Source organism: Vreelandella sulfidaeris (genome assembly GCF_042429665.1).
In the GTDB taxonomy this organism is placed as follows: Bacteria; Pseudomonadota; Gammaproteobacteria; order Pseudomonadales; family Halomonadaceae; genus Vreelandella.
This window is the reverse complement of the sequence record NZ_JBHMAC010000010.1, coordinates 1,329,869-1,350,446: the sequence shown is the minus strand read 5'-3', so window position 1 is coordinate 1,350,446 and position 20,578 is coordinate 1,329,869. Positions and strand designations below refer to the sequence as shown.

The window sequence follows — 20,578 nt, the reverse complement described above, 5'->3', positions numbered from 1 at the left end:
AAGAACAAAACCTAGGTAGCAACGTTAGCCAACTTAATTATTAATAAACAACTTCGCCCCTAAAATCATTTAAACAGTCACTTTGCGCTCAAGCCTTTCTGCTTTAATTGACCACCAAACAAACCAAGCCATTAAAAACTGCAACGGTAAGCGGGCATATAATAATAACCTGGGAATCTCTGGATATTGCTCAGGATGTAACGCCATATTGATATTGGCAGGATAGACAGCAGCAATCAGAACGATCAAACCGCACCCTGCCCAGAACCGAGTTTTTGGAACCAAAATACCCATGGCGCCAGCCAGTTCAAAAATACCGCTAATCAGCACCAACTCTTGGTGATAGCCCAGATAATCCGGCATTGCCATCACAAAAAAATCAGTAAAAACAAAATGAGCAAGCCCACCAGCAAAGAAAAACAAGGAAATGACGAGTAACGGTATTCTTGGCATATCATATCCACAATGGCGGGTACACGTGAGGCAAAGAAGTCATCACAGCCAGCCGTTTAGGAAACTGACACCGACTTAAATGTTTAAAATCAGCTAGCCGTCTGACATTGCAAAAGCGCCCTAATTTTTTCCCCGCTTACTGGAGTGCTCAACAAATATCCCTGAACAAAAGGGCACTCCATTTCACTTAAGCGCTGTAATTGAGGCTGAGTCTCGACGCCCTCTGCCGTAATATCGATATTCAAAGCCCGCCCCAACGACAAGATACTTTTAACGATTGCCTCGCTACGATGGAACGTCATCATTCTGGATACAAATGACTGATCGATTTTGATGACGTCAATGGGGTAACGATCAATGTAGCCGAGGGCGCTGTACCCGGTCCCAAAATCATCCAATGCTATACGGGCACCAAGCGCTTGAAGGCTTTCCAGCACTTGCGCAATAGTATCCGGCTGATGAAGGAAAACAGACTCAGTGATTTCGACCTGAAGGTCATGGGCGTCGGTACCCGTCTGAGCAAGGATCGCGTTTACCTGGTTCGCGTAGCCTGGGTGATTAAGTTCTACCCCCGACACATTCACGTTCAGATGCAATGTCTGCTCGGGAAACTCAGCCTTCCAGCGTTGCAGTTCAGTACACCCCTCCTGCATGACCCAGCGGCCTAGTTCGTGTATCACCCCAATATCTTCAGCCACAGAGATGAAGCGATCAGGCGATACTTGACCGAGCACTGGATGACGCCATCTCACTAATGCCTCTGCACCGGCTATATCACCAGTGAGGGTATTGTAAATGGGCTGATAGACGACAGAAAATTCATTATTCGCCAAGGCCTGCTTTAGCGCATTCTGCATCACCAGTGCGTCGATAGCCGCTTTGCGCATGGATATATCAAATAAAGCCCATCGCCCTCGGCCCTGTTTCTTGGCTGCATACATGGCAATGTCGGCATCTCGAAGCAGATCTTCTGGCGAGGTATGCGTCACATCAGCGGTCACGATGCCTATGCTGCAAGAGGTAAAAATATCATGTCCATCAATGGCAATCGGCAAACTCAATTGATCAACAATGCACTGAGCAAGCTCGACTGCCAAGGATGATTGATTCTCACCCACCAGCAGAATAGCGAACTCATCCCCGCCGACCCTGGCCAATACATATTCTTCTTCAATACAGTTTTCGAGTCGGCGTGCGACCACATCGAGAAGAATGTCCCCTGCTTGATGGCCGAGGCTGTCATTTACAAATTTAAAACGATCAAGATCCAGAAAAAGTACAGTGGCATCAGGTATCTTTACATGACCGTTATTATTAAAGAGATCCCACAAGAGCGCCATCAGGTAGGCCCGATTGCGCAGTGCAGTCAAGTCATCATGATAGGCGGCATAGGACAACTCTTCTTCAATGCGCTCCCGCTCCTTTAAACGACTTTCCAGTGCGACCTTTTCTTCTCGATCCGCAAGCGCCTGTAACGCTAAATGTTCAGACTTCTTACGCTCACTAATATCCCGCTGCACGGATACCCAATGAGTGAACCAACCTTTCTCGTTAGCAACGGGGACAATGCTTAGCTCGACCCAAAATTGGCTGCCGTCGCGGCGGGTATTGAGGATCTCGACTTCGACGGGTTGCCAGCTTGAAAGCGCATTTCGGATCAGATCCAGCGTTGCACGGCTGGTATCGTCGCATTGAAGTATCCGCGGCGTCCGTCCAATGACCTCAGATAGCGAGAATCCCGTCGTGGTTAAAAAAGCCGGATTACAATAAACGATCCTGGGTCCAGGCTCGTCGATAGGCTCTGCCTCTGTAATCAGGATCGCATCCTTCGCATTTACCACCACCGATTCCAGCAAGCGAAGGCGTTCCATGAATGGCTTTTGTTGCGGGAGCAATAACCCAGCTTGCAATTGGAGAATCTGACCAATAAGCGCAGCATGAGTTTGCAAAGCATACATTTGTGCCGTGCTTAATCGTTGCTGTGGTAAAGGACTGCTTACAAACAAGGCCCCTATTATTTTTTCTTCTTCATTCCATATAGCCACGCCAACGACAAATTCATGCCCTAGGCTACGTAACTGGTGAAAATAATCGGGGATAACTTGTCCTAAAGCGTTATTGATGATGATCGGTTGATTGCTAATCAGGCTGGATTTCAGCCAGCTTTCGATTGAGGTGTCAAACAGCAGTGGAGGCTCACCGCCGTAGCTGGTTAAAAGGTCCCAACTAGCCTCTGCACCGCCTACCAGAAACCCATTTGGGCAACCTGCCGAGTAAGCAGCAGCCTTGACTAGCAAATTCAACGCATTTTGACGAGATTCGTTGGGAACAGAAGCCATTTTGGTTGCCTGCAAAGCGCACGTTTAACAAACATTAAGAAGCAATCAACAAAAGCTCATGATCCTAATGCTCAACGTGCATAAATAGTATTAGTTGGCAAGTACACCATAAAAAGCCGGTAACATCAGTATCATAGGTTTAATTAAAGCTGATTTTTTTTCATCAGCCTGTATTGAACCATTCAAACCATTGCAGAGAATGACAGAGTAGGAATTTATACCAGTTGAATTGAGCCCAAAATTTGGACAGCAAAAAATAAACGACCAAGACCAGATGGCAGTACCAAGCCGGACTCATGCGTTTTGCCTGGGCTTTTTGAAATAAAGGCAAGGAGGTTGGTAAAAGGTCAGCAACACAGTGATTGTTTTCAAACTAAACGGCTCAAGAGCCGATTCGGTCGGCCGATAACTAAGACTTATCGTTGATTGGAATTTCCTGATGTTTAATCTCCGCCTCAAAAAAGAACATAAAGAACAACGTAGGGGATTAGCGACGCTCCGCCAGCTGACTGAACAGATGGATCGGGGCATGCTGTCCATCACGCTAAATGCAGATTTCTGTATCTCTGCCGTCAACCAAGGCTTTGTCGATGCTCTCGGTTACCAGCGAGAGCAGCTGTTGGGACGGCCAATGTCGGAAATTGTGCCGACCTACGTCACTAAACTGGCCTGTTTTCGAAACTTTAATCAAGCTGTCGCGGCGCTCGAACCCGTCAACGACAACTACCGATACCTGCGTTCGGATGGCTCCCTGATCTGGCTGAATGTCGATTGGTTCCCGATACGAGGAGTGAGCGGCAAGCTCTCTTGCGTGCAGGGGTATGGCCGAGACGTTACCCAAAAAGTGGAGGGAGCAAAAGAGAGCGAGGCGTTCATAGATGCGCTGATCCGTTCCACTGCCGTTATCCAGTTTGACCTTGATGGCAACGTCATCACCGCAAACGAGCAGTTTCAGCAGGCCATGGGGTACCGGCTTGACCAAATAACCGGTCAGCACCACCGCATATTCTGCACACCAGAGGAAGTCAACTCACCCGCATATACTGCGTTCTGGGAAAAGCTAAACAACGGTGAGTATGTGGCGAACCGCTTCAAGCGGCTTGACAGTCGGGGCGCAGACGTATGGCTTGAGGCCACCTATAACCCGGTCTACAACGCCGATGGCAACCTATTCAAGGTCGTGAAGTTTGCCAGCGTTGTCACTGACCAAGTGGCACGGGAAGCCCAGGTACGCGAGGGCGCAAACGTGGCCTACGATGTCTCCCAGCAAACGGACGTAAGCGCCACAAAGGGCACTGCGGTGGTTCAGCAGACGGTCAAAACAATGCAGCAGATAGCCGCGGAAATGCAGGCAGCTACCGAAAGCATTGAAGCGCTGAGCAAACAGTCCCTGCAGATTAATGCCATCGTACAAACGATCAGTGGCATCGCGGTGCAGACCAACCTGCTAGCGATAAACGCTGCCATTGAGGCCGCAAGGGCCGGTGAGCAAGGGCGCGGGTTCGCTGTGGTTGCCGAAGCGGTGCGAAAATTGGCAGCCAGTACCAGTGCCGCCACCGTCGAAATTGTAAGCGTCGTCGAGAAAAACCAGGCGCTTTCGGAAGACGTCATGCGCCAAATGTTCAGCACCCGCGAAGAAGCCGAGCAAGGCCTGGAACTGGCAAACCAGGCAGGCAGCGTGATTGTAGAGATTCAAGAAGGGGCCAAACAGGTGGTTGACGCGGTAAGGCGCTTTTCCAACGAATTGAAGTAGCGAAAGAGACAAGCTCGAATAATTGCTACTGGCATACCGCCAGTAGCAAGGCGGTGGCAGTTGGCTTCTCACTTTCGCCTACAACAGTAACGAACGCCCCTCCTCCCCCACACATCAAAGCTCTACTTTCACACTCCCCCCCCTTCGCCTATGGGCAAAACGTTCTCCAGCGCGCCGCAGCGCAGATTGCTCCTCGATTTCTGCTATTCCGGACGATCGGCAGTCACACCCGGACGCACGGCCATTCCAGGTAATGCGACCGGCTCGTATGCTTGTGGTGTGCCCTCCGATGGCTCGCCGCAATGACAGCTCATCGCATAAAAGAGCAACGGGTGCTTCCCAGCACGTTACCGAAACAAGAGAACATCAATGCAACGCTACACGAGCACTCTTCTTGCTGTCGCGGCAGTATCCTCGACCTTACGGCGGGCAGCGCGGCGGCCGGGACAGCCCCTCCAAAAGGATCAACGACATGACCGACTTTATTCTCAAGACGCTCGACGGCGGGACGCGAAGCCTCCCTGCCAAGATGATTTCGGCGCTACGTGCCGACATGACCGGCCCGCTGCTGCTGCCTGGCGATGAGGGCTACGACACGGCCCGCAGCGTCTGGAATGCGATGATCGACAAGCGGCCCGCTCTGATCGCGTGTTGCGCCGACGCCAATGATGTCGCCGTGGTAGTGAACTTCGCCCGCCAGACCGATGCGCTCATTTCCATCAAAGGCGGCGGGCACAATATTGCGGGGAATGCGGTTACGGAGGGAGGCCTGATGATTGACCTCTCTGCGATGAACAACGTCGACGTTAATCCTGCGACACACCGCGTCCAGGTGGGGCCCGGCGCCACGCTGGCTGATCTTGATGCGGCAACCACGCCCTACGGACTTGCGGTACCCGTTGGAATCAACTCGACGACCGGCATTGCAGGCCTCACCCTCGGCGGCGGCTTTGGTTGGCTGACGCGTGCGCACGGCCTCACGATCGATTGCCTGGTGGCGGCCGATGTCGTCACTGCTGATGGCGCGCGGCTGTGCGCTACAGCAGACGAGAACCCCGATCTCTTCTGGGCGCTCCGCGGTGGAGGTGGCAACTTCGGCGTCATCACCCGTTTCGAATTCCAGGCAAGGGTTGTCCGACCCAACCTGCTGTGTGGTCTACTCTTCCTGCCGCTCGAACGGGCACGGGAGCTCTTCGCGCTTCAGCGGGAACTGATGGAGGGAGGTTCGGAGGAGTTGACCACGTGGATGGTGGTGCGCAATGCGCCACCAATGCCTTTCCTGCCTGAGGAATCGCACGGCACTGGTATCGCGTTGATGGCGTTTTGCTGCGCCGGAGATCCCGAAGAAGGCGAAGCCTTAATCGCCCCGCTCCGAGCGATCAAAGACCCGCTTGCGCTTCTGGCGGGCATTCAGCCGTTTGCCGAATTCCAGCAGATCTTCGACCCGCTTCTGATCCCCGGTGCGCGAAACTATTGGAAGTCCCATGACTTGCTCGAGCTGCCCGACACCGCTGTCGAAGCGCTTATCAAGGCCGTCGATCGCCTGCCCGACGCGGAAACGGAGATTTTTGTCGCTCACATTGGTGGTGCAATGTCTCGCGTCGCCCCGCATGAGACCGCCTTCATTCAGCGCCGCCCCCATTACGTGGTCAACATCCACACGCGCTGGCAGGACCCAGCAAAGGACGATGCAGCTCGGGACTGGGCGCGAGGGCTTTTCGAGGCACTTTCTCCTTACTCAGCAGGCGTCTACGTCAACTTCATGCCGGCCGAAGAAAGCGCACGAGTGGCTGAAGCCTACGGCGCAAACTATGCCCGGCTCACAACAGTCAAAGCCTGCTATGACCCCGAGAATCGGTTCCGTCTCAACCAGAACATCATACCCGACGCTGCGGTAAAGCTGGCCGGGTAATGGTCATGAGGTGCCGCTGGGAATAATCTCGGCGACGCGAACTTTCAGGACAGTCAGCGAAGCCGCGCTTTTTGCCGCCAGTGCATCGGCGACAGGCCGGTCATCCGCTTGAAGGCACGGCTGAACGAGGCCTCGGATTCATAGCCGATCGCGTCCGTAATTTGGGCGAGCGTGGCCGTACCTGCACTAAGCAGACTTGCCGCTCGCTGCATCCGCCAACTCGTTAGATAGGTCATGGGGGGCATGCCCAGTAGCGTGGTGAATCGCTCAGAAAGAATAGTGCGCGACATTCCCGCCTCACGTGCTAGTTCTGCAACCGTCCAGTCGTGGGCGCAATCGCGGTGCAACAGGCGCAACGCTCGACCTACCGCTGGATCGCGCAGACCGGCGAGCCAGCCATCCGCATCTAAAGGCATGGAAGCCGCGTGCCTCCGGATTACCTCTATGAAGATGAGTTCGCTCAGCTTCACCAGAACCCCACCGCTGCCAGCGTCAGTCGCTTGCGTCTCGCGCGCAGCGGCGCCGATCATATGCCCAAGAAATCCATCGCCACTGTCGTAGCCATTAGGTACATGGATGACCCGAGGGAGCGCCGAGATCAGCGGATTGAAAGGTGCCACATCACAGCCGAGGAAGCCACAAAGGAGCCGAGTGGTTCCAACTTCACCGTCCCGAAAGTCAATGTGGAACGGCAGCGAGCGCCCACGCGCGACCTCATCGAACGCAGCGAGGTTCGGCTCCGCATCAAGGTCTGGATCGCTGGCCAGGACGTGCGTATCGCCGTGCGGAAATACCACCACGCTTCCTGGCCCCAGCTTGATCGGTTGGCTGTCGGGATTGGTAAGCCTAGTCCAGCAGTTGCCTTCGACAATGACGTGGTATTCGATCACGTGCTGCGCGCCAGATACCACTGTCTGCGCAATTTTTTCTTTGGGCGGCGCTGCCGCCACCCACGGCGCTGCTGCGTCTACCTCAAAGAACACCGCGCCGGACAAACGAACGCTGCGCAGCATTTCGGAAAGAAAATCGTGGTCGATCACATCCTTACCTCACTCGCTCCGCAGGCTTAAGGGCAGACAAACAGACGTTTCATTACACCAGAAGCTTACGAAGTTTTTTTGCAGCTTCTTGGGCAATTTCTTCATGGCAAGGCAGTAGCAACGGGAAAGCCGACAACCTCAGCGGCTAATGAGCGCATTTTCTCCAACGTGTCATCCTTGGAGTCACTGGCCTCTAGGTCATCTTTTCTTTTATCCAGTAAAATAGTAGTGAATTCATAAGCATAGAGATAACTGCAGATTTTGATATCTGGCCATAGTAGTCCACCGACATCCCACGCATCCTCTTTCAACTCATTTATCAGGTCCGATGAGGGCTGTGATTCTGCTTCTGTTAAGATTTGATCAAGCACTGAGCAGAATTGAGATATCTCCACATCGGAAAATCCATTGACGGTTTGCAGCGCATCTCCAAGCCCCTCGCACCCGTACTCAGGGTCCGAAAAGAGCTTGATCGTTTCCTCAACAGGTACTTGTCGCGCATCTGCAAGCGCTCCCAATCTCTCAGCATTAGCTTCGAAACGCATTTTTTTCTGGCGTCGCTCCTCTTCTCTCGCCAGTGATGCTGCTCGTTCTGCCTGCTCCCGTTGCTCTTCTGCCAGTTTGCGGCGCTCTTCTTCCTGTTTCTCTATCAGTGCTTGCCCGAAGGTTTCATCCCAAACGCGAGCATACCCCTGATCGGGCGGAGGAAGATGCACCACACCGGGCACATTCATCCGCATCGTTGATTCATCCGTGCCACCACGAATACTGAATGAAGTGGTGAGCGGTATATGGCCATCGCGGCATGGCGGGGTCACGTCAGATTTTCGTGATGAGCTTTCCTCGAAGGCCGAAAAATTTGCAGTTACCGGAATGCAGATAGCATTCACGCTACCCGGGAAGCTTGATCTGGCTAAATTGAAATCGAATGGGAGATGGACGAGCTGATCGTTGTCGTTAATGGCGGCAAAGGCAAAAGAGCGTATGTCTCGCCCCATAAGCCATTCTCGATAACAGCCTCGATCCTCCAATATGTGCCACCCACTTACCCTGTAATTCTGAAGTAGGCCGTTGTACGTCTCGTAAACCACGGCCAACACCCTGGGTCCACCGCTATGACACACGTGGAGCGTCGATTGAGCAGCAACCGGTGATGACATGCATAGGTAAATGAATGCGGATACAAAGACAGTAATGGAAAGCTGAGATTTCATGTCAAAACCTCGCATTATGCAGTTTCTGAACCGAGATATTGGAGGGTGATCATTGCAGTATAGGTAGGTAGTGACCTTTCCCCCAGGTTAGTACCATCGGCTCAATGAAATTCTCCTCATTATGCCGCCTTTTGAGTGTATTCAGCGGGCGGCAGTTAATTAAGCGAGCTGTTCAGAGACGAAGTCCATTGTCCACGCTCGTTGACCTTGGTTGGCACGTTCAGGCCCGTGTACTTACTGCGCCAGTGAGAGAAGGTGCCGCTGGAAATCTCATCAAATTCATGCTGTTAGTTTGGGGGCAACGGTCACTGGCACCTCGTTAATCACTTTGTTAGCACTGAGCGCTGATGGTACGAGAAAGATGCCGTGACTTAATCGGCTTTGCGTCTTTTTAAATCACTTATTTTAATTACTTTTTTAATCACTTTGTTTAATTACCTTTTTTTTATTAAACGCCCTTTTTTGCTACATTAAATTTATAACAAAAAACAAAACCCGATTTATAACTTAAAAACAAAGGTGAGATAAATGATACAGCGATCATTCAAGACCGTCGGCTTTGCCATGGGCGTTAGCGGCACAATGGCATTTGCTGGCCCGGCATTAGCGCAGCAAGACACAGCGGCCATGCAGCGCCAGTTAGACGCTCTGCGAGCTCAAGTCGAGCGCATGGAACAGCAGCTCGAAGCGCAATCGTCTGAAGCGGCAGAAAGCCAGGAGGTCGCGCAAACGCGTGAGCTCGCCGAAGAAAACCGCTCGTTGCTGGAGTCGGTCCAGAACTCCCAATTCAGCGGCACTCTACAGTTGAAAGGGGTTTATAACGATTGGGATGACGTCGACAAGGACACCGGCGGCGACATGAACTTCGGCAAGTTCGTACTGGGCGTTGACGGACAACACGACGACTTCTTGTACTCGTTAGAATATCGCTTCTACGATGGCTACCAGTTCCTCAAAAAGGGATGGATGGGCTATCAAGCCAGCGATAACGACACTGTCAAAGTGGGCCTGATTCAGACACCGTTCGGCAACATGGATTACGGTTACCTGGGCTGGTACGGCAGCCTGCCTTACCTTGCCGGTTTCAACGACAACCAGAACGCGGGTATCACCTGGGATCATACCCAAGGCGCCTGGGACACCTCATTGGCCTTCTTCAAGAGCGACCAATTGGGTGATGGCAACGAGCATTACGGTGCCAACCCGGTGGGAAGCAGCGCTCAAGGCAACTCAGAAGAAAACCAGGTTGCCAGCCGTGTCGCCTATACCTTCGGCCATGGCACCGACTACACAACCGAAGTCAACGTTTCGGCCAAGGGCGGTCAGCTCTACAATCAGCAGACCAACGATAGCGGTAGCAGCTGGCAAGCCGCCGTGGGCCTGAACGGTAGCTATGGATCCTGGTATACGCAGTTTCAAGTTACTGCCTACGAGTACGACGCCGAAAATCCGGATGAATCAGTCAGCGGCATTTCCGACGATGTCATTCAAATCGGCGCCTTCAACTTTAACTACCTGATCCCCGCCGAAGGTCAAATGTATTCAGCCAATCTGGGCTACAGCATGGATGTCGACTGGGGTGCTATCGACAATCTCTACTTCTACAACGATTTCAGCTATATCAGCCCGAACGGCGATTACTCCCCGCTCAATGGTGGTTTCGGTGATGTCGACGACCCGATGCTCAACGACCTCGGCATGAAGGTGACGGCTGGCCCGTATTACGCCTGGTTCAGCATTGTCTCTAACAAGAATGCGCTCGGTTACTTCGGTTCACCGACCGATAATGATTGGCACACCAGCGTGCAAACCAATTTCGGCTTCAATTTCTAAACCATTTTTTCAACCGCTTTGCATGCTATGCCCCGTTTCTGCCGGAGTGGGGCTTTTTACGGGTGTCGCGTTTCAAGTGTGCGAGCAATCTCAGAAACATGACTGTATTTGGCGGCCAGATACATGGGTGAGGTAATCTGTAGTGCGACACCTACCCCAAATAGCTCGACCTCTAGCGAACAAGCAGGCATGGTAGCTATTATGCACCATCATTGAACCAACAAGAGGTTACATCAATGCCACGCACTCTTACTCAACACCTATGCAAGATGGGGCTATTATCGCTCTTGGTTTTTTCACCCACCGCCTTCAGCCAACAACAACCGGGCGCGGCTTCCGGTAGTAATGTCACTACCGAGTCTTTTCAGGATTGGGAAGTCCGTTGCGAGCGTAATACACAGGGCCCGACGCCGTGTGCGATGTCGCAATTGATCACTCAACCTGACAGCAACCAGCCCTTGATGCAGGTAATTCTCGACTACCCGCCCCAGATCGATGATCCCGTGATGAGTTTCTTCGTGCCGCTGGGGGTACGTCTGGCTCCGGGCTTGCAATTGAGTGTCGATAACGGGGAGCCTATCCAGTTCCCTTATCAGATCTGCTTTGAGGAAGGCTGCCGTGCTGACGCCCCCATTGAGGCGTCGATGTTGCAGCAGCTCCGCAGTGGCACTTCGGCAACCCTCAGCATGATTGGCCCACGCGGTGACCGCATGGACCTGGACATTTCACTGATCGGCTTTACCGACGCCAGTACCCGCATCGCTCCCTAGCCTTAGCAACATTCCCCGACAAAGCCGGCCCACAAGGGCCGGCACGCCTACCCAACCCTGTCAGCAGGCTTTCATTTGCGCCTGCTGCAGTGGCTTCAATGCAAAACTGCGCCCTACCACGTAGCATTTCGTCACGTTTGTCTGAGCCACAGACGACACGTTAGCTAGAAAGCATTTTTATTCAGACGCCTTCGGTCAAAGAGAATGCTTCGCTGGCACTGAGTAGAGCGTATTATTGAGCGGAGCGGTCTAATGGTTAGATACGACAGCTAACGGCCATGAGCGGTCTTTTAGGTAGGGTTGATATAACGCCTTGCTCACCGGAAAATTGGGAGCGCAGCGAGTAATTTTTCCGCGTGGAGCACCTTGTTATACGGCACGTGAACCTGTCGCCATTTATCAGCATATTGATAGGAGCGACACAAACTACAAATAATATATTCTTCGTATTTGATTTTGGCCTTTGGTTTTTCGGTAAACATCGGCCACAATATTTTTAGCTAAGCTACATCTTCTCTTAGGAGATAACCAGTAATTGAATATTGCTCAACCAGGAAATCCAGAACCACCATTGACTGAGCCCGCAAACTTGGTGTTCGTTTAACTTTGTCATGATTTTTGAATAGGTATCTTCTCATATATCTTTCCAAGAAAAATAGCGTGTTTCCTGATTTATCTTTTGATAAGTCGATATCAAAGGTCTTTATTGCATGACTGATCCAATAAATACCATCATCTAAAAACTCACTTCCTATGCCACATAGGAGTTTACAGATGCTATATATAAAAGATGATTCCCCACCTATCTTACAGCTTAAATCACTAAAAAAAGCTCTATTCTCCGGTGAAAATGTATGCCATGTCACTGCTTCATCATTCCAAGGCACTCTTCCAAATAAAAAGGTTTCGATTATACGCTCTTTATCATGTCGCCAACCTTGGCTATTTATTGAATCAACGATATGGCCTTTAAATTGGTTCCAAACATACCAAAAAGAATCCGGCATATTCAATGAGTCTTCAGCGCTAACAAATTCATTTAACAAATCTGCCACACCTTCACTCAAGGTGAAATTATCTGTAAAATTTTTAAGATATTTATCTTTCTCGCCATTGCTTAGATGAAGGATAAAGCGGGCATAGTGCTTTGAAAATTCATGTCTGAAAGCATAGTCAAGACGTTCTTCTCTATCACATGAAAGCAATTGCTGTGAAATTATATTAATAATCTCCTCAACAAAGGGCGCTGGTTTCATGTGTTCGCCATCTAATGGCGCCAACTGAAAAGTAGTTATCAATATGTCGTTATCTATGCTTTCAATATTGTCTACTGCGGATTCCGTTATGGTTTCATCTTCGACACTCTTTACTACACTCTCTAATTCTTTCAATAACTCCCGTTCAAAGTCATTGTTATCAATTTCATATTTGTGCTGCTTATATGCCTCTTTTCTTAAACGATCCTGAACGTCTCTATGTTTTTGAGCGATTACCACATACCCAATGTACAGCGAATTCATGAACTCTGGCTCATTCTTCCATAAGTACTGAACAGCTTGAATGGCTACTGAATTTATCCTGTCCACTCCCATCATCGTTATTGGATCATGCCTCATTAGTGCTTTGATTAATAGCAACTTGATAGTTAGTCTTTCTTCCGGAAAATCTTCTATCAATCTTGGGAGTACAAATAACGCAGGAACAAGACCATCTCCGATCTGGTGCATGTAATCATCATTGTTAACAATATTTGCGTATCCAAATATGACTTCCTTGCAAAATTCAAGCTCTGTTCTATCTAACTTTCCTTTAAAGTCCCGCAATAGCACGGCGCATACATACGATGGCGTAGCTCGATCAAACTGTAATTCCTCCGTCACGTTGCCTTCTGAAAGTTGATTCCATATTTCTTTTGCCTCACTCAAAGCAGTCAATGGATCATTTTCATAAGACTCATATTTTTTGTAGTCATCTCTATTATAGAGCCTACTATCGGCCCAAATCTTTAAACCGGAATGAGTAAAAAGCTTGCTCGCTTCTCGCTGAGATCTTTCACTATATTCTCTAAGCTCTGGATCAATTTCCGGATTGAAATCAATTGTTATGCCATTTTCAACTTCTTTGGTTTTAGGCGACATTTTCCTTTTGTCCATACGGGCTAAGTATAGACGCCAAGTTTTATCGCGATGATTTTCTAGTTCTTTCTCCGGTAAGTTTTTGTAGTGAATATCCCAAATATCCCAAATCTCTCGAAGCCTTTTCTCAGATTCATCTTCGCTCACTTCTTCTGTCCTAAAAAACTGATACTGAAGCGCTATATTTTCTAGTGAATTTTTTCGATGTTTTTGATCGCAGGCACTTATCCTTTCATTCTCATGAAGCTCATTCATCCGGTTGATGCTAAAATTTTTGAGCGAAGCAAGTTGAGTTTTATGTGTTTGATCCAACATCATTCTAGATGTGTCATAGAAGAAAAATTCTTTTGTCCTGAATAGAGTTTTTGCCACATTAAATGTTTTCTCGTGAAAAGCACATACTATACTTGCAACAACAGCCACGAGCGCAGAAGATTCAGATCTTGTCAGGATATAATTTAGATAAAATTCCAGTGTTTCAGATTTGGTATTTTTTCCTCTATCAAGAAAGAAGCGTTCTAAAGACATTAACATTGATTCAAGTAAATCAGGGTTTACCTGTGTTCCTCGGTACATGCACCAAAGACGATTTGAAATAGGTAGATCAATTTTCTTCCCATCATCTAGTAATAATGTTGCTGTTTCAACCTGGCCCTTATCAAGTCTGGATTCTGCATATTTTTTTGAAGCAAAACTTATTAGGTCGGTAATGAAGTTTAATGTTAATTCTAAATTGGTTTGCAGCAGGGCGTATATGGGCGTTTGATAAGCACTGGCGGGATAGTAGTCTTGATGTCCATTCTCAACACCAAATTCATGATCTATCTCTAGCCTTGAACCATAAAAATAATCGTCGTCTTCTGGTGGTTCATACACCCAAAGGCATTTGGCTAGAGCGATCACTTTTTCCGGAATTTCCATAGCAACATTAAAGCATTCCATTTTTGTTAAAATGAATTCACTCATTAGATGATATGGATCGTTATGTCGCTTCCAATTTTTTAGAATAATTTCATCGATGATAGTTTCAAGTTCACTTTTAATTTCACCTACCCCATACAAAATGGTGAAGATTAACTCCCTGGAAAAACCATCATCCCTAATATAGACGTTGTCTTCGATTACCGATTTGTAAAATGATAATGCAATTAGGCTGGAATATTTAGTTGCGTCACCAGACTTGTTGTGGCTGTTCCAGTCGTAGAGGGTGGGCAATACAAAATTGAGATTATTAACACCTATCTTTTCAAGATTTTCATTGATGAACTTGATAAGCGATTTCCACCCGTTTCCTTTCGGCTTGGTTATTACATATTCCATTGATAAAATATCTGGAGCTCTCACTCCAAGTCTATCAAAAAAGCCATTATCTATCTCTTTGCATCCTATTCGTATCAACAAGCATATCCGTTTAAGAAGCCTAAATTCGTCTTCTAACAGCAAATCTTTGTTGATCTTAAAAAAGTAATCGGAATAGTCGGATAGAAGCATAGAAACTAACACCTCATCCTTCCACAAATTAGATATATTGCGAGACGATAAGGTTTCTACGATAAGATGACTAACGTCTTCATGGGTCGAGCTAAGTTTCTCTGATAACCACCGTCTGAAGATGCGTCTTATGGGCAAAGACTGTTGTATTCTGTTAAAAAATATTTCGGCATTTTCTGAGGATAAAAAATTACTCTCAACGAATTTATCGAGCGCCCATTCTTCATATATATCATGAGTAATAAAATATCCGCGAGTAGACTCATAACTAATTATTCCATCGGAAACTAATGCCTTTTCTGCCGTTTCATTTGAGTAGCTAGCATCTGGAATAACGAAAAATTTTCCTGAATTAGCTCTTTCTTCAGCAAGATGTATAAAAAAACGTTCTCGTTGAGGTGATCTTTTCGCAATGACTCTTGGCCATAACGACTCTTTGAACTCAAAGTAGCTTGCACCCTTGTTATCCTGATATCGCCTTAAATACTCCCTGAGATAAAATGGAGTCAATATGAGCGCTTTGAGCTTTTTATCATCAGGAATGACAAAATCATGCTTTTTAGCAAGTTCAAATAATATATCTTCATTTAGATTCTCAAGATGCACCTGCTTAAAGCTAATTTTGTACACTTCATATAGCTGAAAAATCAAATCATCTAGGTAGGTATTTCTCGTGGTAAACCAAACGCTCCATCCGGCTTTGGTTAAGCTGGCTAGGTACTCTTTAATAGGATCAGTATTTTCTAGTGCAATTAAGTGTTCCGCAGAATCAATGACAACTGTTTTATTGTTAACTCCTTCATGCGCTTCAATAAAATCCTTTAAAAAAACACCCGACAAGAACTCATTCAAGTTGCTAACAGAAAACTCCGTCGCCTTATGGACATAAAAGGCATCATTCCCCCCTTTATTGCTATAAAGCTCTTTTATTAGAGCTGTCTTTCCTGTGCCGCCTTCGCCACTTATAATTAAAGCGCTATTATCTGACTTTTCAATTTCAGATATAATATTAGAGCGATTGATTGAAACATATTCGTCGCCAAAGGTTATAGCAGTTTCAATATCATCCAGAATTGCACCTGTATGAGACTCAAACGACTCCAAAAGCCCAAATAAATTATCAGATTGAGTGAAGAAGTACGAAGTGATCCGGCTACAATCATCGACAACAAACGGCGATTCGAAAAAGCTACAGCATCTCCATTCAATTTCTAAGTTGTTTGCCTTTGCTTTTTGTTCTGCTTCTATTTTTCCTTGTGGTTCTTTTCCTTGGTTTTGCCCCCACTCTGAATTTGTGTAAAAAATTATTTTATTTAAATCGGGGTAGTCACGTTTCGCTTTTGTAATCGTATCTAGTATGTCATTTTTGTGGCTAGATAATGCGGCGTCATAAAATTTAGCTTGCCAACCAACATTAACTCCATTTGAGGAAATCGGATTGGTTTCTATTGCCGATTGGTTTTTATAGCGAAAAATGCCAGTTTTCACGCTAAATTCATTGCAAAAAAGGAGATAACACATCCACTCAAATGCATTTTGTGGATTTGCTGAAAACTTTGCTTTAAATATATTCCAATCAGTTTTAATCAATTTCATTTTCTCTTTTATTGAGTTTTACTGGTATTAAATCGATATCATCTGCAAGATTATTAGGGGCTTTCGGGAGGCAATATAATCTCGCTTTGGTTCAAAATCAGATGCTCGTGCGTTGCCGTATAACGCCTCAAGAAGAGGCGCGTGTTTTTTGCGCACCCTTCTTGCTTGATTTGTTAGGCTTTGCTTTTCGATATAGTAGCAATATTGACAGCCTCTTTATATCTGATTCTATGCCAGACCAGCCAAGATAATAGCTGCCGCCATTAGAGTAAGATTTATATGCTAATAAGCTATCGCTGGAAACTTTTTCTACCGACAGCGCCGGGTTCTTGGACGATAGAATAATTACTGAATCTCTTGGGCCTGGCCTCACATTCCAAAACCGACTAATTGGAAGAAACGACATTGCTACACCATTGATTGGGGCGCCAATCTTCAAATAGTTATTAAGCGCTCCTTCTATCTTATTTAGCCCATAAGCTGCGTCATCGGTTGTTGCATCCGGAGAGTAGCCGGATAGAGGGTTTCTGTTGTTGATTTCAGTTACCAATATACAGGTGTTTTGACTACGAAATATTAAGCAGGGTAATTGCTTGATATAAAATACAGTTCCTCTAGTTCTTCTCTTCTCAGCGTATTCTTTAGCAGATTGGAAAGTAGTGTGCATACAGCCGTTTGTATACTGAGTTACCCATGTACTATGCCAAGCATTCCTTCCTGTATGAACGTAATAAATAAGCCCCCTAGAAATTCCTTTTAGGGGACTACTATTAAGTAGATGTGTAGATGCTTGTACGAGTTCCATGATAGAGCCTAACAGTTTTATTCATGCGCATGCGCGTTTTTCTGGGAAGCCCCACCTTGCCAAAATGCATCTAATCTACTGATAGAAAAGGGGTAAATAATATTTTTTCCTCGTAAGGCTCGTTAGAAAAATACGCATGCGCGTTAACATTATCACCAGTCTCTGAAAATTGCGCATAAGCATAAAAGTTCTGGTCATAAGCAATTGTTTTATATGCATTTGCAAGATTAACCTCCGACAATACAAGCCTTCACGTTACAGAACTGACCAGAAAAAAACGCATTGTGAGCCAGGGGCTCCTATTCTGCGGATGGCCGCTTTGGGTCGAAAGCGGCCTCAAGCACCCTTCCTTACCCCAACAACCCATTATGCTTTTCTTACCCATCACTCTAATTTTTCAAACTTCCCTTAATCATCAAGCTAGCAGACTATGGTGATTACGGTCATTAGACCTTAGCCACTTTTCTCATGCTTCCCCCCCCCACCGTCATTGTCTAGCAATGGGCACGGTAAGCAGGATGATTACATCACTGCTGCTGAGTAATGTACTTTATGGCGTCTAAACTCTGGACCCTTGGGGCTGGGGCCATTGGCCGCCTGTTGGCGCATTCGCTTTTGTGGTCAGCTAGAGTGACTTTTTAACTAAGCCAAGCTGCGATAGAGGCTGTCCTTTAACTACTGCACCGTATTGCCAGTAACTCGCCTTTACCAATAGGTACAGTACACGTGTTGAAACTGGGGTCTGCCGATACCTGCGCCATAAATGCAGCCATTTTATTAGCGTGGGAAGCGGCGTTAACTACTACAAGTAGCCCGCCCTTTGCTCACGCAGGCCGCTTGGCAAGCAACGCCCACATACCCGCCGAAGAAAGTAACGTTCCACCAACAAAGTTAAACCGTCGCTGCGCGCGGCGTGATGCAAGTACCTTACGCACCGACGAAGCGAACACGGCGTAGAGGGTGGCACTAAGCGTTGCCAACGCGACGAACGTAATGGCAAGAATCCAGAGCTGCTTCCCTGCATCAGCACTTGGGTTAACGAATTGCGGTAAGAAGGCGACAAAGAAGATGATGCCCTTCGGGTTGAGAGCAGCAACGAGATAGGTATTGGTGAAGAGCTTCCAGCGCGAACCTGAGACGGCCGGAGTTACTGGCTGCAACGATGATAGACCGGCACGTAACAGCTTTATGCCCATATAGAGCAGATATAAACCGCCAATCCATTTGATAACGGTGAACCAGAATGCGGAGGTGGCTAGCACCGCTCCCAGGCCCAGTAGTGAAAAGAGTAGCGCTGTTGAATCACCCAATGCCACAGCAGCGACAAGTGGAATATTCGCGCGCCTACCTTGGGCGATAGAGTAACTGACCACGGTTAATATCGTCGGCCCAGGGATCGCGAGCAAAGCGACGGATGCGAGGGCAAAGGCAAACCAGGTATTAATAGACATGGGCGCTACCTACCAAGTGGTTAAGGCTAAGTTAGCATAAGCTTTACAGGTGGTGGCGTATTCCGCTAGTGGTTTATTAACGTTTTCTGTCATCCTGACTATCCACCATCACCACAATTAACGTAGTTGCTATGTCTTCACACTGGATACTCGGCCCTGGGGCCATTGGCCGCTTGTTGGCCCATTCGCTATCGCCGGTAGCTGCTGTCTCGTTAATTGGCCGCCGGGCCTTGCCTGCACAGCAAACAATCACCACACCCGAAGGTGAACAGCGGATACAGGATCTTTCTATATTTACCCCGGATCAGTTGGCCGCTGACACCAGCGCTTCGCCTGCCTTTGTCCATATCACCACCAAAGCGATGGCGGCGGAGGCGGCGCTTGGAAGCATTGCCGATGTCATCCCCCCCACTACCCCGCTGGTGCTGTGGCAAAACGGTTTTTTGGCTCAGCCACGGTTGGCGGAAACATGGCCGGGGCCGGTGTTGTGCGCCAGCACTACTGAAGGCGCTTACCTAACGAGTGATGATGAAGTGGTGCATGCGGGGCGTGGGCAAACATTAGTGGGCGATTTGCATAACCGGCATGAAACGTTGGCAGAAGCACTAGCGGCTACGTTAACTCAGTCGGGGCTTGCCACTTTGGCGGTAAGCGATATTCGCAGCCGCCTATGGCAGAAGCTCGCGGTGAACGCGGCGATTAATCCGCTGGTGGCGTTGCTTGGGGTGCGTAACGGTGAACTGCGTAATGAGGCATACGCCCACCGCGTTGAAAGCGCAGTGAGGGAAATCGCGGCGATTATGCAGGCTGAAGGCATTGCCCCACCAGAGGGGCAGCAAGGCGAAAAAGCGTGGTTGTCGTTAGTGTGGAAAGTGGTGGAGAACACCGCGAACAACAAGGCGTCGATGTTGCAGGATGTCGAGGCAAAACGCCCCACCGAGCGTGGGGCGATTTTGGGGCCGATGATAGCAAGCGCCCAGCGCAACGGTGTGCCAAGCGAGGTCTTACAGTCACTTGATGACGACATTGCGGCGCTGGAAATACGCTATAGGTGTTAAGTTGCTACTGCTAAGCCCTCATTGCTAAGTCATAACCGCTAGGCCCTCACTGCTAGGTCACCGGAATCATCACCACTTTCGGATAACTGGGGCGTTCTGCGATCTGCTGGTACCAGCGCTCCAGGTGGGGGCGCGGCTGCCAGGTCAACCCTACGTTCCACAGGTTGTAGATGAAGGGGGCAACGGCAATATCGCCCAGTCCAAATGTGTCGCCAGAAAAATAGGCCTGCTCGACAAGGGCGTTGTCCATTAGCTCAAAGAGCTTTTCACACGCCTGCATGCCCGCTTCAATAGCGGCGCTGTCGCGCTCGGCTTCGGGGGTTCTTATGTAGCCCATTAAAATGACCCGGTGCGCCGGTGAAAGCGTACTGTTCGACCAGTCCATCCATTTTTCCGCCTGGGCGCGTGCCACGGGATCAGCAATCCATAATTTGCCCTGGCCGTACTGCGCGGCTAAGTAGCGAATAATGGTATTGGATTCCCACAGTACGCTGTTGGTCGCGTCGTCTTTTAGCAGCGGCACCAGCCCGTTGGGGTTCATCGTCAGATACTCCGGCGTATCGTTGACCCCGTGCTCCCGCCCGGCCTGAACCTGCTCAAAAGGCAGTTCCAGTTCACTCAGTACCCACAGCACTTTCTTGACGTTGGTTGAGTTGTTGCGACCCCACAGCGTAATCATGGCAATCCTTGTTGGTGGCTAGCGTGAAGAACCCGAGTTTGCCTCTCGC

13 protein-coding genes are annotated in these 20,578 nt (G+C 48.5%); 5 read left to right on the top strand and 8 right to left on the bottom strand.

The genetic code is table 11. From position 1 onward, the window contains the following. Positions 1-69 precede the first annotated feature (69 nt). Together ACFFLD_RS11035 and ACFFLD_RS11030 are read right to left on the bottom strand one after the other, a co-directional pair. A complete protein-coding gene (locus ACFFLD_RS11035) occupies positions 70-453 on the bottom strand; it encodes a DoxX family protein (RefSeq protein ID WP_386040090.1) in 384 nt (127 codons plus the stop codon). 89 nt (positions 454-542) lie between these two features. Then, positions 543-2,792 carry a putative bifunctional diguanylate cyclase/phosphodiesterase gene (locus ACFFLD_RS11030; protein ID WP_386040088.1) on the bottom strand — a complete coding sequence of 750 codons (2,250 nt, stop codon included), beginning with the start codon at positions 2,790-2,792 and terminating at the stop codon, positions 543-545. Between the two features lie 439 nt (positions 2,793-3,231). Here ACFFLD_RS11030 and ACFFLD_RS11025 point away from each other — a divergent pair, with 439 nt between their 5' ends. Further along, a complete protein-coding gene (locus ACFFLD_RS11025; RefSeq protein ID WP_386040086.1) occupies positions 3,232-4,545 on the top strand; it encodes a methyl-accepting chemotaxis protein in 1,314 nt (437 codons plus the stop codon). Between the two features lie 472 nt (positions 4,546-5,017). Continuing rightward, positions 5,018-6,457: an FAD-binding oxidoreductase gene (locus ACFFLD_RS11020; protein WP_386040084.1), complete on the top strand. Its 1,440-nt coding sequence runs from the start codon at positions 5,018-5,020 to the stop codon at positions 6,455-6,457. Between the two features lie 53 nt (positions 6,458-6,510). Here the strand turns inward: ACFFLD_RS11020 and ACFFLD_RS11015 are convergent, their stop codons facing one another. Both ACFFLD_RS11015 and ACFFLD_RS11010 read right to left on the bottom strand, forming a co-directional pair. Further along, entirely contained in the window at positions 6,511-7,497 is a 987-nt protein-coding gene (locus tag ACFFLD_RS11015; protein ID WP_386040082.1) for an AraC family transcriptional regulator, read from the bottom strand. Between the two features lie 101 nt (positions 7,498-7,598). After that, positions 7,599-8,495, bottom strand: coding sequence for a hypothetical protein (locus ACFFLD_RS11010; protein ID WP_386040079.1), 897 nt, complete (start codon positions 8,493-8,495; stop codon positions 7,599-7,601). Positions 8,496-9,239: 744 nt separating this feature from the next. On the opposite strand from ACFFLD_RS11010, the gene ACFFLD_RS11005 reads away from it, so the two are divergent. Further along, positions 9,240-10,544, top strand: coding sequence for a hypothetical protein (locus ACFFLD_RS11005; protein ID WP_386040077.1), 1,305 nt, complete (start codon positions 9,240-9,242; stop codon positions 10,542-10,544). Positions 10,545-10,780: 236 nt separating this feature from the next. Beyond that, positions 10,781-11,314: an invasion associated locus B family protein gene (locus ACFFLD_RS11000; RefSeq protein ID WP_386040075.1), complete on the top strand. Its 534-nt coding sequence runs from the start codon at positions 10,781-10,783 to the stop codon at positions 11,312-11,314. 500 nt (positions 11,315-11,814) lie between these two features. Here the strand turns inward: ACFFLD_RS11000 and avs4 are convergent, their stop codons facing one another. The 3 genes from avs4 to ACFFLD_RS10985 all read right to left on the bottom strand — a co-directional run bounded on the left by avs4 (position 11,815) and on the right by ACFFLD_RS10985 (position 18,792). Next, entirely contained in the window at positions 11,815-16,536 is a 4,722-nt protein-coding gene (gene avs4, locus ACFFLD_RS10995; protein WP_386040073.1) for an AVAST type 4 anti-phage nuclease Avs4, read from the bottom strand. Between the two features lie 127 nt (positions 16,537-16,663). Beyond that, on the bottom strand, positions 16,664-17,341 hold the full coding sequence (locus ACFFLD_RS10990; RefSeq protein ID WP_386040071.1) for a hypothetical protein: 678 nt from the start codon (positions 17,339-17,341) through the stop codon (positions 16,664-16,666). A gap of 824 nt (positions 17,342-18,165) precedes the next feature. Next, positions 18,166-18,792, bottom strand: coding sequence for a LysE family translocator (locus tag ACFFLD_RS10985; protein WP_386040069.1), 627 nt, complete (start codon positions 18,790-18,792; stop codon positions 18,166-18,168). Between the two features lie 131 nt (positions 18,793-18,923). On the opposite strand from ACFFLD_RS10985, the gene ACFFLD_RS10980 reads away from it, so the two are divergent. Continuing rightward, entirely contained in the window at positions 18,924-19,850 is a 927-nt protein-coding gene (locus ACFFLD_RS10980; protein ID WP_386040067.1) for a ketopantoate reductase family protein, read from the top strand. Positions 19,851-19,902: 52 nt separating this feature from the next. On the opposite strand, the gene ACFFLD_RS10975 is transcribed toward ACFFLD_RS10980, so the two are convergent. Further along, complete coding sequence (locus tag ACFFLD_RS10975; protein WP_386040065.1) at positions 19,903-20,529, bottom strand: glutathione S-transferase family protein; 627 nt, start codon at positions 20,527-20,529, stop codon at positions 19,903-19,905. Between the last annotated feature and the right edge of the window lie 49 nt (positions 20,530-20,578).